Origin of the sequence: Chryseobacterium indoltheticum (genome assembly GCF_003815915.1) — a bacterium.
Lineage (GTDB): Bacteria > Bacteroidota > Bacteroidia > Flavobacteriales > Weeksellaceae > Chryseobacterium > Chryseobacterium indoltheticum.
In genome coordinates this window covers 2861107-2876017 of the sequence record NZ_CP033929.1, presented here as the reverse complement: position 1 = coordinate 2876017, position 14911 = coordinate 2861107, and the positions used below count along the sequence as shown (strand labels likewise).

At 33.4% G+C, this 14911-nt stretch carries 15 protein-coding genes; 4 read left to right on the top strand and 11 right to left on the bottom strand.

All coding sequences use genetic code 11. The features are described from left to right. Nucleotides 1-10 precede the first annotated feature (10 nt). Nucleotides 11-289: a DUF1835 domain-containing protein gene (locus tag EG358_RS13350; protein ID WP_076559925.1), complete on the top strand. Its 279-nt coding sequence runs from the start codon at nt 11-13 to the stop codon at nt 287-289. Beyond that, a complete protein-coding gene (locus EG358_RS13345; protein ID WP_164462482.1) occupies nt 286-477 on the top strand; it encodes a hypothetical protein in 192 nt (63 codons plus the stop codon). The genes EG358_RS13350 and EG358_RS13345 overlap by 4 nt, the downstream gene beginning before the upstream one ends. Before the next feature lie 86 nt (nt 478-563). On the opposite strand, the gene EG358_RS13340 is transcribed toward EG358_RS13345, so the two are convergent. From EG358_RS13340 to EG358_RS13325, 4 genes are all read right to left on the bottom strand, one after another. Then, on the bottom strand, nt 564-1064 hold the full coding sequence (locus tag EG358_RS13340; protein WP_076559928.1) for a thermonuclease family protein: 501 nt from the start codon (nt 1062-1064) through the stop codon (nt 564-566). A gap of 142 nt (nt 1065-1206) precedes the next feature. Continuing rightward, on the bottom strand, nt 1207-2805 hold the full coding sequence (locus tag EG358_RS13335; protein WP_076559930.1) for a hypothetical protein: 1599 nt from the start codon (nt 2803-2805) through the stop codon (nt 1207-1209). Further along, on the bottom strand, nt 2806-3780 hold the full coding sequence (locus tag EG358_RS13330; RefSeq protein ID WP_123890111.1) for a hypothetical protein: 975 nt from the start codon (nt 3778-3780) through the stop codon (nt 2806-2808). It lies immediately after the preceding gene. A gap of 6 nt (nt 3781-3786) precedes the next feature. Next, on the bottom strand, nt 3787-4809 hold the full coding sequence (locus tag EG358_RS13325; RefSeq protein ID WP_076559934.1) for a hypothetical protein: 1023 nt from the start codon (nt 4807-4809) through the stop codon (nt 3787-3789). 160 nt (nt 4810-4969) lie between these two features. Between EG358_RS13325 and EG358_RS13320 the strand changes: the two genes are divergently transcribed. Then, entirely contained in the window at nt 4970-5767 is a 798-nt protein-coding gene (locus tag EG358_RS13320) for a class I SAM-dependent methyltransferase (RefSeq protein WP_076560012.1), read from the top strand. 53 nt (nt 5768-5820) lie between these two features. Here EG358_RS13320 and EG358_RS13315 read toward each other — a convergent pair whose 3' ends face one another. The 3 genes from EG358_RS13315 to EG358_RS13305 form a co-directional block, all read right to left on the bottom strand. Continuing rightward, nucleotides 5821-6063: a YtxH domain-containing protein gene (locus EG358_RS13315; protein ID WP_076559936.1), complete on the bottom strand. Its 243-nt coding sequence runs from the start codon at nt 6061-6063 to the stop codon at nt 5821-5823. 98 nt (nt 6064-6161) lie between these two features. Then, on the bottom strand, nt 6162-7004 hold the full coding sequence (locus EG358_RS13310; protein ID WP_076559937.1) for an isoaspartyl peptidase/L-asparaginase: 843 nt from the start codon (nt 7002-7004) through the stop codon (nt 6162-6164). Nucleotides 7005-7110: 106 nt separating this feature from the next. After that, a complete protein-coding gene (locus tag EG358_RS13305; RefSeq protein WP_076559940.1) occupies nt 7111-7995 on the bottom strand; it encodes a cyanophycinase in 885 nt (294 codons plus the stop codon). 198 nt (nt 7996-8193) lie between these two features. On the opposite strand from EG358_RS13305, the gene cphA reads away from it, so the two are divergent. Further along, nucleotides 8194-10821, top strand: coding sequence for a cyanophycin synthetase (gene cphA, locus EG358_RS13300; RefSeq protein WP_076559942.1), 2628 nt, complete (start codon nt 8194-8196; stop codon nt 10819-10821). Between the two features lie 55 nt (nt 10822-10876). On the opposite strand, the gene EG358_RS13295 is transcribed toward cphA, so the two are convergent. The 4 genes from EG358_RS13295 to EG358_RS13280 form a co-directional block, all read right to left on the bottom strand. Then, complete coding sequence (locus EG358_RS13295; protein ID WP_076559944.1) at nt 10877-11638, bottom strand: hypothetical protein; 762 nt, start codon at nt 11636-11638, stop codon at nt 10877-10879. Nucleotides 11639-11656: 18 nt separating this feature from the next. Then, nucleotides 11657-12841 (bottom strand): hypothetical protein, encoded by a 1185-nt coding sequence (locus EG358_RS13290; RefSeq protein ID WP_076559946.1) that lies wholly within the window; start codon nt 12839-12841, stop codon nt 11657-11659. Nucleotides 12842-12914: 73 nt separating this feature from the next. Further along, a complete protein-coding gene (locus EG358_RS13285; RefSeq protein WP_076559948.1) occupies nt 12915-13748 on the bottom strand; it encodes a type 1 glutamine amidotransferase in 834 nt (277 codons plus the stop codon). Between the two features lie 29 nt (nt 13749-13777). Further along, nucleotides 13778-14899, bottom strand: a complete 1122-nt coding sequence (locus tag EG358_RS13280) for a carboxylate-amine ligase (protein ID WP_076559950.1) — start codon at nt 14897-14899, stop codon at nt 13778-13780. Nucleotides 14900-14911 lie beyond the last annotated feature (12 nt).

Sequence of the window (14911 nt, the reverse complement as noted above, 5' to 3'; positions counted from 1 at the left end):
TCATTTGCTAATGAGTACTTTTCACATTCTGAATGGCGATTGCTTGGCCGAAAAATTTCCGAAAAATATGGAAGGTGAAATCATTATCTGGCGTGAAGCATTAATTGATGGACCTGTTTCAGACAATAATTTCTTTGAAAATCGTAAGAAATTTATCACAGAAAATCACGATTCAGAAAGCGATTATGAAGAATTGGTTGTAAAAGAATTTCAAAGGATACAAAATATTCCAGAGGATTCTTCTGTGTTTTTCTGGTTTGAAGACGACTTGTTTTGTCAGGAATTGTGAGAAACCTTAAAGAACTGGTCGTTGCAAACGAAAATAGGTTTAACGGAATCTTGGAAAATCAGATAAAAGATATTCAAAAGAACACAGAGGATTTTGGTGAAGTTTTCAGAATTTTTAATCAAAAATATACGGTTTATGGTTTTGGAGATCTGCAATTAAAGAGATTTATTGATCAGTTTTCTGAATGATTTTCAGAAAATATTAGAGTATTAATTAGATAATTTTTACAGATAAATTAAAAATTCCGGCTGTAAGACAGCCGGAATTTTTTCTGTTATTTATTGGAAGTAGACACTGAGCGGTGTGAGGTTTTTTTTCGTGATTTCCTCCATTCCCAAGGCGCCACCGGATTTTTGTCCTTCCATAATCCTAATTCTAATTTTTTTGCCTGTTTTTCCAAATCATCATAACTGTTGTCTTTCGAGTATCTTTTGAAATGCCAGGCCAAACCATTTTTTACAAGCTCTTTATTAAGATTTTTGCCGTTTGATAATATAATCTCGGCCAGCAATCTTTTATTGCGATCTTTTTTCCAGCCTGTAGAAAGTTTAACTTTTCTTCCAAAACACACATCTGATACAAACTGTTTTGCATTGTTTCCAAACGGCTGTTTTTTTTCCGGACAATCAATGTGTGAAAGCCTTACGACCTGTGGTTTCCCGTCCATTAATATTTCTACAGTATCACCGTCTTTTACCCCGATTACTTTATAAGATTTACTCTGCGAAAAGATAATAATTGGGAAGAGAAAGATGAGAAAAGTTTTATAAATCATTTTAATATAATTACATTGTCATTGTTATCCATCTTCAGTAATATCAAAATTTACAGATAAGATTTTACGACAAAAATATCAAAAGAAATGATTAAATACTCAGGATTTTTGCAAACTTAAAGATTAGCTAATAAATTTTCTTTCAATGATCTGCACTTTGATAAATGTCTGTTTCAGCTACACTTTTGTGAGAAGATTCCGAGTAGAATGGTATTTTTAGTATTGAATCTTTTCTTATTAAAACTCTTTTTGAATCGAACGCATCAGGATTTTCTTTAATTAAATCATCTGCATAATCGCTCTTTTGAAATTGATATACATCTTTGATGATCTTATTTTTTTCAAAAATAAATTGTACGATCTCATCGACATGTGTTTTGCCTTCCGTAAGCTTACTCAATTCTAAGTTTTTGTTATTTGCATTTAAAGCAATTTCATTTGGCACAGGATTAATTTTGCTTTTCCATAAGCTGTCATTTTCTGAAGTTTCATTTTTAACTGTTTCTTGGGATACGGGAGAAACGTCCGGAATTACTTGCTGTTTCTTTTCCTTTTCGTAAAACATTGTGAGAAATACCAATGCACCGATCAATAAAATATTCAACACAAAAGAAATAATCAGAAAGACTGTATTTTTGCTTTGCTTTTCTTCTGTATGATGGGGAAATTCTGATAAAGACGGCCTTTGTAAAGGAAAAGAACTCTGATTTCGATGATTACTGAAAGAAGAAATTTGAGCCGGATGATCTAATTTTCTTTTTTCAGCATAAAATTCTTTCTCAATTTGTTTGATAGAATTATTGACTTCTTCCAGTTTTTTTCCGGATTCCAAAGCAGAAATAAACTCATTGAATTTTCTTAAAAAATTCGAGTGTAAGCTATTTAAAGCTGTCAGATTTTTATCTGCTTTCTCTATTTTATTACCATTCTCAACATGTATTTTCTTGTCTTGCTCTATTTGCTTCTTTAAATTTTCATATTCGTTTCTTCCATCGTCTTCAATTTTTTTACTTTGTTTTTTGAATTTTGAAATCGTATTGAGAACCTGTTGTTTAATTTCAGTTTGAAAATTTTGTATTTCTTCTTCTAAAATATTGACATCAATTAATCTGAAAAGTCTTTTTTGAGAAACAAATTCAGCAATTTCTTTACTGTCGATAAAAAACAGCGTATCATATTTTGGTAAAATCTCCAAAGCTTTTTTAAACAGATTCTGAATGGAATTACTGTCTAATTTATTGGTGAAAATAACCAGATTTTTATCTGAACTTTCCCAGTCTAAAAAGCTTACTTTTCTACTGTTGTATTCAATTTTTTCGAAATCCTGATCAAAAACATTCGTGAGATTAAACTCTTTTGAATGATTGATATTTAAAACATTATTGCTTACATTATTATTTTTTAAGTTCTGGTGAATCTGATGCAACGAGTTTAAGATTAAATTTTCATCAGCTACTTCATCAGAAAAAATCAAACTTGTACCGATAAAAGTGCCTGTTCTGTTAGAATTTTTTTCCTTTGCGTACGTATAAACAGAATAAGAGATCAAAAAATTATCCGCAATACCTTCTTTTCTAATCGAGTAAATACGGTCATTGGGAGATAATAATTGTATGGCATCTGTTTTTAGGTCGAAGGTTTTTAGAGCTTTCTCTAAATTTTTATTTCCATAAATACAGGATTGTGTAAAACCGTTTGGAGTTCCAAATGTTGCAAAGCCGAAGACATTTATTTTTTTCATCTATTTTGAAAAGCTAAATTTTATTTTTTCCCAGAAAGTACCTTCATAATCCAAATCGTAGCCAACGATATTATTATACAGCCACTTTGCAATGACTTCTGCCGATTCCAGATTCAGGAGTGTTATTTTTTCAATTCCAGCCTGATTCTGCACATTTCCTATGGTAAAAAAGGTTTTGCTGAGGTTGTACGTATCAATTCTGTTATTGGTCATGCTCAATCTTTCGCTGATGAAGTTTTCAAGATGTTGCTCATTATCTACGCCTGTGTTTCCGGATTTATCCCATTTGGAAATCACAAGAAGTACATTTACATTTTTCAGATTCTTTCCTTTTTTTTCCAGATAATCTAAAAACTCCACGATTTTAGAATCTTCATGATGCGCTTTGTCATAGCTTGTTACAATCAAAAAGTTCAGCGGAATATCTGAGTTTAAGTAGGCTTCAATATCTGCGTGATATCTTCCGCCTCTTGATATTTCGTTATGATTTTCTCCAGCAGTTTCTAAAAATGAAATATTAATGGAAGGAACTTTTTTCGATTGATTATTCGGGTCAAACACAAAATCTAATCTTGTGACCTGATCTCTCGTACTTCGGTTGGGAAGGATACCTTTTTTTATATTTTCAAAAAAATCAGCCAATAAAATTTGGGCTTCTCTGGAATTTGGGCTTCCTAATTTCGGTCGCAAAACTCCGGCATAAGAATTCAGATAATACAAAATCGCTGATAGAATAACTGATTTTCCCGAAGCAGAGGTTCCGTAAAAGAAGACGAAATTACTGTCTTTATTTTTCACGGTGGTTGTACTGCCGTTTGAGGTGGGAACAAAACCGTCATCTTCTATTTCAGGAAGCGTGTAAATATTTTCATTCGTTACAATCTCGTTTTGATGCTCTGTAAAGTCATCGAATTTTTTAAAATCGTTGTCATAATCATAGTTATCGAAAGAAAAAGGTTTGTCATTATTCATCATGGTAATTTATTTATTAGGGATTAACGTTCTGCCTTTTTTTCTGTTTCCTAAAACGCTGTTATTGGTTCTGTTATCGGGACTTGTCACCAGTAAAATGATAATCACAATCACGAAGTCTAATAAAATACATCCCGCCAAAACAACAAACTGATACATTCCGAAGTTTTTAATTGCGTGCTCAAAAGCATAACCGATTTTTCCAACGTTTTGTGTCTGAGAAAGTAAAGGTTCGAATTTAAATTTATCTTCTCCTAAAACATTACTGCCTCGGTTTCCAAGTTTATTATAATCTGTCAAGGCATTGTCTATAAGCGATTGCGCCAAATCATCCTTCTCTTTTTTAGGTAACAGTAAAAACTCCTGTACTCTTTTGTTCCATTTCAGAACAGAATTATTGACGTCTGATTTTAGATTTTTTTCATCCGGTGACAAATCCATCACCATATTATCGATTTGACTTCCCATTCTTTGTGCTAAATCTTCATAATCATTTCCTATTGGCGTTAAAAGATCTACCTTCTGACCCGTCATTTTTTCAATGTCTCTAATCAATGATTGCGCTCTTGTCCCGATTCCCTGGTTTGCGGGATCAACAATTTGAGCCATTAATTGTTTTTTCTTAATCTCAATATTTCGTGTGGTTTCTTTCGGGTATTTATAATTTAATTTTGCTTCAATATTGTTTTCCAGCGTATTAAAATCTTCATTAATTGTTTTTAATTCATTGGTATAGATGTCGGTACGCATAAATCTTGTGTACAAAGCGTTGAAATTGGCAATAAAACAAAATGATGCAATGAATATGTAAATTCCGACCAAGCTTCCGGTAGATTTACCCTCAAGTTTTGCCGCACGAAGCATCCAGCAGAGAAATAATAAAAGCAAAGAAAGCACGAGTGCGATCACAAATGATGCATTGCCAAAAATTTGCTCAAGCCCGACCCAGGTTTGATAAAAGCTCACGCTGATTAATAATATTGCGAGCACGCCTAAAAATAGATCTGATGCTCCTAAAGAATTTTTACTCATGGTTGATAGATATTTATAATATTGTTTTTTTCTTTTTTGTAAAACAAGAATCAGTATTCTAATTTTCTCCAAAACTACATTTGCATTCTTGTTTTTTTTTACGGGAAACCATAAAGCATATAGGTTTTCGGAAAAAAATTATATTTACAGAAAAAAAACGATGGAAAATTATTTAGAAATTAACAGGAAATCCTGGAACGCTAAAGTGGAGCCGCATTTGAAATCTGATTTCTATTTTGTTGATGAATTTTTGAAAGGAAGAACTTCATTAAATTCAATAGAATTAGGACTTTTAGGAGATGTAAAAGGTAAAACAATCCTTCATTTGCAGTGTCATTTTGGGCAGGATTCTATTTCCCTGTCGAGAATGGGAGCACAGGTTACCGGAATTGATCTTTCAGATAAAGCAATTGAAGCGGGAAGAGATTTGGCGAAGCAATGTAATACAGATACAGAATTTATTTGCTCTGATGTATACGATTTGCCTACTATTTTAGACGAAAAATTTGATATAGTTTTCACGAGTTACGGCACAATTGGCTGGCTTCCCGATCTTGAAAAGTGGGCGGGTGTAATTGATCATTTTTTAAAGCCTGGCGGGCAGTTTATCATGGCAGAATTTCATCCTGTTGTTTGGATGTTTGATGATGATTTTAAAGATATTGCATATAATTATTTTAATGAAAAACCCATTGCTGAAACGTACGCAGGAACGTATGCAGATTTTTCTGCCGAAATAGTTCAGGATTATGTGATGTGGAACCACGCCTTATCTGAAGTAATGCAAAATTTAGTGGATAAAAATATGGTTATAGAAAAGTTTCAGGAGTTTGACTGGTCTCCGTACCCTTGTTTTAAACACATTGAAGAGTTCGAAAGAGGAAAATGGCGAGCAGAAAAATTTGGAAATAAAATTCCTATGGTTTATGCCCTTTCTGCACAAAAAAAGTCATCGTAATGATGACTTTTTTGTATATGAATGTTAAATTTTTAAGTTTATAAATTCAGATCTTATATATTAGATGCAGAATCTTCTACTTTTGTTTTCGCTTCGTCAAATTTACTTTGCGCCTGGGAAGCCACTTCATTTGCCTTATCTTTCAAATCATTTCCCCATTTGTTCAAATTATCCTTCGCAGAGTTGATTTTGTCTTTTACAGCTTGCTGCTGCTCCGGAGTAGATTTTTTGTATTTCCAATATGCTAATGCACCTATTCCTAATAAAGCTAATAAACCGTTTGTCTTATTTCCCATGATTTCTGATTTTAAAAGTTATAATATTAAATTTGTTATTAATAACTATGTAAAATGTGTGCCAAAAATTTTTCGGGACTAATAAAAATATGTTAAAATTATTTGAAAATATCAAATTGATTTCCATCAAAACTTGCAAAAACCATGGTAGGATAAGAATCCTGATGATAAATATTTCCGTTTTTATCAATGGCGATAGCTCCGGCAAAACCATCGATGGTTTTTAACTCTGCAAAAGTTTTGTCAAAAGCTTCTTGTAAGCTCATTCCGTCTGTCACTCTGGTTACAATTTTCGCTGATGTAGCATTGCTTACAATATCTTCACCAACTCCGGTGCAGCTTACGGCACAAAATTCATTGGCGTAATTTCCGGCTACCGTTGCAGAATCCGAAATTCTTCCCGGAATCTCAAAACCTTTACCTCCTGTAGAAGTGGCAACGGCTAATTTTCCGTTCTTATCGATGGCAACACAACCAACAGTTCCTTTTCCGCCATTATTTAGTTTGGCTTCGTATTCTTTTCTTCTTTGAGGAATCTCTGTCGAGAAGTTTTCAAAACCGTTATTGTTAGCATAAATTTTAGCTCCGTTTCCGCCTAAAACTCTGTCATCTTCTTTCATCAGTTCCTTTGCTACAAAAATCGGATTTTTCACATCCTGAATATTGATAACACCGCTCATTTTCTGAGTTTCACCATCCATCAATGCTGCACTCATTCTGATAACGCCGTCACTTTGAATTTGCGAACCGATTCCAGCATTATACAATTCATCATTTTCCAAAAGAGAAACAGCGTAAGCCACAGTATCGATCGCAGAATGGGTTTCTAGATATTGATATGCTTTTTCAGCAATGCTTTTTAAAGAATCTTGTTTGGCAATTTTCACTTCATTGCTTTGGTCACTTTCAGAGAAAAAACCTCCGTGGATAATGATTTTCATAAAAAGGATAGTTGATTATTGATAGATGATAATTGATCTAAATCTTCGATTCTAAATGATTTTAATTACAAATCAAAATCATTTATTATTTATATTATCAATTATTTTATGTCTGAGGTATCGGATTAAATTGAGAGTTTTCTATCGTCAGTTTTCTTGTCGTCAAATCGTAATGATCATTCATCGACATGACATGAACGGTAAGATTATCTATTGAGATAGGCTCACCTAAATTGATGTTGGTAAGATTGGTGTCTTTAATAAATCTTCCATCAACGATAATTACCAATCCAGATCCGACAGCGGTCATGGTATCATTATGAATGAAAAGTCCGGTATCTTCACCCAGCCCGATACCTAAAGTTCTCGGATTGTTTACCACAGCCTGGAAAAGTCTTCCGATTCTTCCTCTTTGCACAAAATGCGTATCTACAATCACATTATCGATTAAGCCTAAACCTTGTGTGGTTTTAATTTCACCTTTCAACAAAGCCTCAGAACTGCTTCCTTGGTAAATCATATTTTCAGAAGCTGCAGCAGCTCCTGCTGAAGTCCCGGAATAGATAAAATCCTGCTCCTGATATTTAAGTAAAATAGCATCGTGAAATCTTGTACCTCCCAAAATAGAAGTCAGTCTTAGTTGATCGCCGCCTGTAAACATGACAACATCGGCTGCATTTGCTCTTGCAACAATAGCATCCGAATTGGCTTCTTCACGGTTGTGAATATCAAGGATATTAACATTTTTGGCTCCCAAAAATTCAAAAGCTTTTTTATATTCAGAACCTACTATTTGCGGGATCTGCGAAGCCGTAGTAATGACTTCGATAACTGAGTTTTCTTTATTCTTAGATTCAGTAATGATTTTTCTTAAGATTCCTCTTTCAAAAAAGTTAAGATTTTTTTCAACATTCTGATCGTAATCGGTTTCAGAAAAACTGCCTTTATTAACAGCTCCACCGATAATAATTAATTTTCCAACAGGTTTCATAGCTTGCAAATTTAAAAAATAATAAATTGTTAATGAAATGTAAACCGCTTTTTAACGTATTTACTTTGATTTATAATTAATTACAGAAAGTGTATTTTTTTAATAAATCTTTAATAGCGCTATGGTTTTGTTTGAGGTTTTGCATTATCTTTGATTTAGAAAGATGTTTTTATTAATAAAATAAGGTATAGCTAAACTATGAAAATTGAGAAGATACAGGCGTTGCGTGGTCCAAATATTTGGAGTATACGAAGAAAGAAGCTGATACAGATGCGTTTGGATCTGGAGGAAATGGAAAATTTCCCTACAAATAAAATTGAAGGTTTTCGTGAAAGGATAGAACAGCTTATGCCGTCACTCATTAGTCACCGTTGTTCTGAAGGTATAAGAGGAGGTTTTTTTCATAGAATAGAAACCGGTACCTGGATGGGGCATGTGATCGAGCATATCGCTTTAGAAATTCAGACTTTGGCGGGTATGGAAACCGGCTTTGGGCGTACCCGTGAGACAAAAACTCCCGGAGTTTATAATGTAGTGTTTGATTATATCGAAGAAAATGCCGGAATTTATGCTGCTGAACAAGCGGTAGAAATTGCTTTAGCTTTAATTGAAAATAAAGAATACGATATCAATGCTTGTATTCAGAAGCTGAAAGAGATCAGAGAACGTGTAAGATTGGGACCTTCTACAGGAAGTATCGTTGAAGAGGCGGTTTCAAGAAAAATCCCTTGGATAAGATTGGGAAGCAACTCTTTGGTGCAGCTAGGTTACGGTGTTAATCAGCAAAGGTTTCAGGCGACAATTACAGGAAATACAAGCTCGATTGCTGTAGATATCGCATGTAATAAAGAACTGACAAAAAGAATGCTTCATGATGCTGCGATTCCTGTTCCGATGGGAGATTTAATTGTAGATGAGGAAGAACTTAAAAATGTTATTAAAAAAATAGGCTATCCAATTGTGATCAAACCTTTAGACGGAAATCACGGAAAAGGTTCATCAATTAATGTTAATGATTGGGTTTCATCGGTAACGGGGTTAGAGCACGCTCAGAAATACTCGAAAAAAGTAATTGTTGAAAAATACATTACCGGATACGACTTCAGAGTTTTGGTAATCAATAATAAAATGGTTGCTGCAGCGAGAAGAGTTCCTGCTCATGTTGTGGGTGATGGTGAGTCTAATCTTGAGAAACTAATTGAAAAAGAAAATCAAGATACGAGAAGAGGATATGGCCACGAAAATGTCTTGACCGAAATTACGGTTGATAAAGATACTTTAGAATTACTTGAAAAACTTCAATATACTTTAGAAACGGTTCCTCAAAGAGGAGAAGTGGTTTATCTGAAATCTACCGCTAATCTTTCTACAGGCGGTACTTCTATTGATGTAACCGATATGGTACATCCTGAAAATATTACAATGGCAGAAAGAATTTCAAAGATCATTGGTTTAGATGTCTGCGGAATTGATATTATGGCAGAAAATCTTACCCAGCCTTTGAAAGAAAGTGGTGGAGCGATCATTGAAGTAAATGCAGCACCTGGTTTCAGAATGCATTTGGCGCCGAGCGAAGGTCTTCCGAGAAATGTTGCTGCTCCGGTTGTCGATATGCTGTATCCGCAAGGTAAACCGTTTACCATTCCGATTATTGCAGTTACGGGAACCAATGGTAAAACGACAACCACAAGATTAATTTCCCATATCGTTAAAAATAACGGCTACAGAGTAGGTTTTACAACATCCGACGGAATTTATATTCAGAATACGATGTTGACGAAAGGAGATACTACCGGACCTGTTTCAGCTGAATTTATCCTAAAAGATCCAACTGTAGAATTTGCTGTTCTGGAAACTGCCCGTGGTGGAATTCTCCGCTCAGGATTAGGGTTTTCTCAATGTGATATCGGCGTTTTAACCAATATTAAAGAAGATCATTTGGGAATGAATGATATTCACAATCTGAAAGATCTTACCAAAGTAAAAAGAGTTGTATTAGATAGCGTAAAGAAAAACGGATGGAGTGTTTTGAATGCTGAAGATGAGTATTCAATGAGAATCATCAATGACTTACCGAGTAATGTCGCGATTTTTAGTTTGGACGAAAATAACGAATACATCAAAAAGTTCGCTAAAGAAGGCCGCATAACCTGTGTTTATGAAGAAGGTTTTGTAACCATTAAAAAAGGTGACTGGAAAATCAGAATCGGCAAAGTAAAAGATTTCCCGATTACAATGGAAGGGAAAGCAAAATTCATGATCGATAATGTTTTGGCAGCGAGTTTGGCTTGTTATCTTTATGGTTTTGGGATTGAAGATATTTCCAATTCACTACGTACATTTATTCCAAGTGCACAGCTTACTCCGGGAAGACTGAATGTATTTAAATTCAAAAACTTTAAAGTTTTAATTGATTTTGCACACAATCCTGCAGGCTACGAAGCGATTGAAGATTATCTTAAAAATGTAGAATCTACCAAGAAAATAGGAATAATTTCCGGTGTGGGAGACAGAAGAGATGAAGATATCAGATTATGCGGAAAAATTGCCGGAAGAATGTTTGATCATATTATTATCAGAAATGAAAAACACCTTCGTGGAAGAACAGAAGAAGAAATCAATGGTTTGATTATAGACGGAATGCAATCTTCGGGAAGAGATGTAAGCTACGAGACAATTCCTAAAGAAATTGATGCGTTGAAACACGCAATGGGAATGGCAGAAGAGGGAACTTTTATCACTGCCTTAAGTGATGTAATTTCTAATGCGATCGACCTTGTTCAGGATTATCAGGCGAGAGAATTACTTGAGGATGACAGGATCTAGAATTTTATCAAAATAAATAAAAAAAGCGGTGAAAATTTAAATCTTCACCGCTTTTTTATTGAGATAAATATTGCGTAATGACTTCTTGTATAAGTTCTTTCTTTTGACCATAAATTGCATATTTTTTAGAAAGATTACCTTTTTGATCTATTTCGTTTTCAAAATATAAAACTACGTCGGACATATATTGCTTGGGAGCTGAATAAATATCTATTTTTGATTCAGTATAAATGGAAAATCCATTTTTATCAAGTTCTCTTTTTGTGACGGTTTTATATTTTGGAAAAGTAAATTTTTCTGTCTCACTTATTTCATATTTATCTAATTTGTAATTAATTGTTCGTTCATGTAAAATAAGATCATCATTAGAAAGTGTAATGCTTTCTACCACTTCATCTTTATCGTTGTAGAAAAAAAATGTTTTTAGATAAACTTTATTATTATAATCATAATATGAAAGTTGTTTTGAGGACTTCGTGTATCTATATTTTATAATTTGTGTGAATTTTTCATTTAACTGATTGTCTTTGAAATGGTTTTTTTCTTCTGAAATCCTGTTTTCATTATCTAAAATATAATCTAAACCTATTAAAGAACTACCATTATTCATATCTTGATCTAAAGTTACTTTTATCGTATTTGAATATTTATCAAAAGAATATTTTTCGTTTAGTTTCAGCTGCCCGTTTTGTTGGGTGTAAATTTCTTTTGAAATACCACCATCATTAATAAATTTGGTTATATTAAAATGAGGAACATGATATTGTCCAAAAAACAAATTGCTGATCAATATAGATAGCGGTAATAAGATTTTCATAGATCAAATCAGATGTTTTTATTCTTCCCCAAAAAAGGCATGAGAACTGCCAATCCAAATTGCATCTTTTTTATTAAAATCTACATTTACCATTGCAGCTTTAGTCATTCTTGAAAGGTTTTGAAGTAAAATAGGTCGCTCTTCATTTTCTTTCCAGATATAAAGTAAACGGATTTCTGCTCTTGAAAAATCTCCGTTGATATCTTCAAAAATAGGTTCGTAATTTACTTTTCGCTGCAAGATATAATTTTCTTTATCTAAAATAGCATCAGTAATTTCTTTTGTTGGATTTAAATTCACGCCGCTTCCTGCAAAAGAAAACAGAGGCTTCAAAACAAAATTTTCAAGGCTTTCATTTTCGGGGAATTCGTGTAGAAAATAGCTTTTCGGAACAAATTCGTGCTTAAGTAAAGGCAGAATATATTTAGAAATCTTGAAAAACCAATTCGGATGAGTAACCCATTCTACATCGGCTTCTTCACGGAAATTAAATTCAGTTTTTAGATCAGGAATTTTATCAAGTTCATCAAAAATAACACGGTTATAAATTCTTTTAATTCTGATCAGTTTTCCATTATGTTCATAAAATAATTGGTTTCCCTGCTTTTTTACTTTTGTAAGACAAACTGTTTTTATGCCCAAAAGTTTTTCGGTTAAAGCAAAATCAATTGCAGTTTTCTGTTTTTCAGGATAAATTTCAAGTAAAATAACGTTTTCGGGATTTTCTTTACCAACGATCAGTTCATATAAATGCTTTTGATAATCTTCATCCGAAATATTGTTTCTCAATTGATTTAAGAAAGGATAAACTTCACAAAAAGTATCTTCATAAACATTCTGAAACGCATACAACGAAGGAAAAGCCTGTAATTCTATAAGCTGAGGTTCTATTTTTCCGTTTTCATTTCTGCAGATTCCAAAATCTATGGTAAAAAAATGAGGCTGTTTGGTATCATTGGGAACTTTACAGTTTTCCGGAATTGAATTTTCTAAAGTTCCTTCAGGAAAATTTTTAATCTGATCAATAATACTTTCACTTGCGGAAACTAATTTTTCTTTGAATTGTTGAGTTAAAAAAATAGGACTTTCAGACAATCTGAATGTTGGCAATAGGCCGCTTTTTTCTTTTAATATTGATTGAAGCTGATCGTACTTTTCGCTGCTGAATTCTTCGTTAAACTGTTTTCTGTATTTCGGGATCATATTTTTTTCTTTTTGTGATTTAAAAAATCGAGCATTAATGCTCGATTTTAATTGTTTTTATTTGAATTTTTTATTAGGCTGTTGCCTTCTTTTGTTTCAAAATATTTTTTTTAGCATCGCTCAAAAAGCGAGGTAAAATTTGAGATTGTGTAAGAACTATTTTATCCTCGTCATTAATTCGGTCTACGGTTTCCAGATATTTTTCCATACCGTAATTTTCAATCATCGCTTCTTTATTTTTTTCGTCTTTCAGATTTTCAATCATTCCGTCAGGATTGGCTTCAGGATGAAACTGTGTTCCGAAAATTTCATTAGAAAAACGAACTGCCATAATTGCCCGTTCCAGATCAATATGAGGACGAGATTTTTCAATCGCCACCATTTTCATTTCCAATTCTTCAAAACGCTCCACATTAGGTTCAATAAACTGGTATGCTCTGGAATCTACCGCATAAAAAGGATCTGGTAAGTTTCTGAATAAAAATTCCTCTTTGCCTTCTTCTGTTTTATGAATTGGCTGCACTCCAAAAGAGTAAGATTTTCTTTTACAGATATTTCCTAAATTCCAATGAATACTCGCCAATTGAAAAGAATGACAAATCAGAAAAAGATATTTTTTTGTCTCATTATGATTGTTATATTCATAAACAGCATCCAAAAAATCTGCAAATTTTTGTTCCCATTCAAAACCTTCACGGTGCGGATTTCCCGGTCCGCCGGAAGAAATGAATATGTCAAAATCTTCAATGTTTGGAATTTCGTTTTTATATCTTACATCAAAACCTGTAATGCTTATATTTTCGTCTGATTGCTTCTTAAAATTCTCAGAAATTTCTTTAATATTTTTAAAACCTTGATTCGCCTGATTGTTATTCATATCCAGCAAAGCAATTCTTACATCTTTCATAACTTCATAATTTCTGCAAAGTTATGAATTTATAATGAAGCAAATTCACCGTGCGTAATGCCATATTCTGTTTCAGATATCATATAATCAACGACTTTCTTCAAATCTCCGGTTTCTTTATAGACTGCCAATTGTCGATCTGCACCCGTTCCGTTTTCCAGAATTTTCCAGGCATATTCTACTTCTTTTCTGCATCCCAAATCATCAACCACATCATCAATAAACTCTAAAAGTTCCTTTAAAAGATCAGGATAAGGCACCGATTCTTCTTTACCAAAATCAATCAGTTTAGAATGAACCCCATCTCTGGAAGCACGCCATTTATTTTCGTTAAGTAAGAGTCTTCTGTAGCTTCTGAAACTTAAATTTTGCTGATGCAGTTTATAGATTTTAGCTACTAAGCTTTGCATAATCGCCGCAAGACAAACTGTTTCTTCAATTCTTAAAGGCATATCACAAATTCTGAATTCAATAGTAGGATAAAACGGATGAACACGCAGATCCCACCATATTTTTTTGGCATTATCAATAGTTCCAGTTTTTACCAAAAGATCAACATAACTGTCAAACTCTGCTAAAGAATTAAAATAACTAGGAATTCCGGTTCTTGGGAATTTTACGAAAATTTCCTGTCTGTAAGATTTAAAACCTGTACTTCTGCCGATCCAAAAAGGTGAATTTACGGAAAGCGCATAAACATGTGGCAGAAAATAACGCATGACATTCTGTATTCTCACGCCTTCTTCACGATTGGGAATTCCGATATGAACATGCAATCCAAAAATAAGATTTCCACGGGCAACATCGCCCATATCGTCTACAATTTTGTTATAACGTTCGCCGTTTGTAATGGTATTGTGTTCCCAGTTTGAAAAAGGATGAGTTCCACCACCGGAAACACGAAGCCCCTGTTCATGGGCTGTATTGATAAGATGTCTTCTTAGATTGGTGAGTTCAGCCTGAGCTTCCTGAATGTTTTGACAGATTCCTGTTTCCATTTCAATCATTGATTCGTGCATTTCGTGTTTTAAATTTTCACTTAAAACAGCCTTTCCGCCTTCAATGATTTTTGAAACATGAGAGATTAAATCGCGGCTTTCAACATCGATGATCTGATATTCTTCTTCTATTCCTATTGTAAATTGATGCATTTTTTTTTCAGT

Bases quoted from the DNA above. Each gene is read 5' to 3' on its own strand.
- EG358_RS13350 (WP_076559925.1), top strand. From the start codon at position 11: ATGAGTACTTTTCACATTCTGAATGGCGATTGCTTGGCCGAAAAATTT.
- EG358_RS13340 (WP_076559928.1), bottom strand. From the start codon at position 1,064: ATGATTTATAAAACTTTTCTCATCTTTCTCTTCCCAATTATTATCTTT.
- EG358_RS13335 (WP_076559930.1), bottom strand. From the start codon at position 2,805: ATGAAAAAAATAAATGTCTTCGGCTTTGCAACATTTGGAACTCCAAAC.
- EG358_RS13330 (WP_123890111.1), bottom strand. From the start codon at position 3,780: ATGATGAATAATGACAAACCTTTTTCTTTCGATAACTATGATTATGAC.
- EG358_RS13325 (WP_076559934.1), bottom strand. From the start codon at position 4,809: ATGAGTAAAAATTCTTTAGGAGCATCAGATCTATTTTTAGGCGTGCTC.
- EG358_RS13320 (WP_076560012.1), top strand. From the start codon at position 4,970: ATGGAAAATTATTTAGAAATTAACAGGAAATCCTGGAACGCTAAAGTG.
- EG358_RS13315 (WP_076559936.1), bottom strand. From the start codon at position 6,063: ATGGGAAATAAGACAAACGGTTTATTAGCTTTATTAGGAATAGGTGCA.
- EG358_RS13310 (WP_076559937.1), bottom strand. From the start codon at position 7,004: ATGAAAATCATTATCCACGGAGGTTTTTTCTCTGAAAGTGACCAAAGC.
- EG358_RS13305 (WP_076559940.1), bottom strand. From the start codon at position 7,995: ATGAAACCTGTTGGAAAATTAATTATTATCGGTGGAGCTGTTAATAAA.
- cphA (WP_076559942.1), top strand. From the start codon at position 8,194: ATGAAAATTGAGAAGATACAGGCGTTGCGTGGTCCAAATATTTGGAGT.
- EG358_RS13295 (WP_076559944.1), bottom strand. From the start codon at position 11,638: ATGAAAATCTTATTACCGCTATCTATATTGATCAGCAATTTGTTTTTT.
- EG358_RS13290 (WP_076559946.1), bottom strand. From the start codon at position 12,841: ATGATCCCGAAATACAGAAAACAGTTTAACGAAGAATTCAGCAGCGAA.
- EG358_RS13285 (WP_076559948.1), bottom strand. From the start codon at position 13,748: ATGAAAGATGTAAGAATTGCTTTGCTGGATATGAATAACAATCAGGCG.
- EG358_RS13280 (WP_076559950.1), bottom strand. From the start codon at position 14,899: ATGCATCAATTTACAATAGGAATAGAAGAAGAATATCAGATCATCGAT.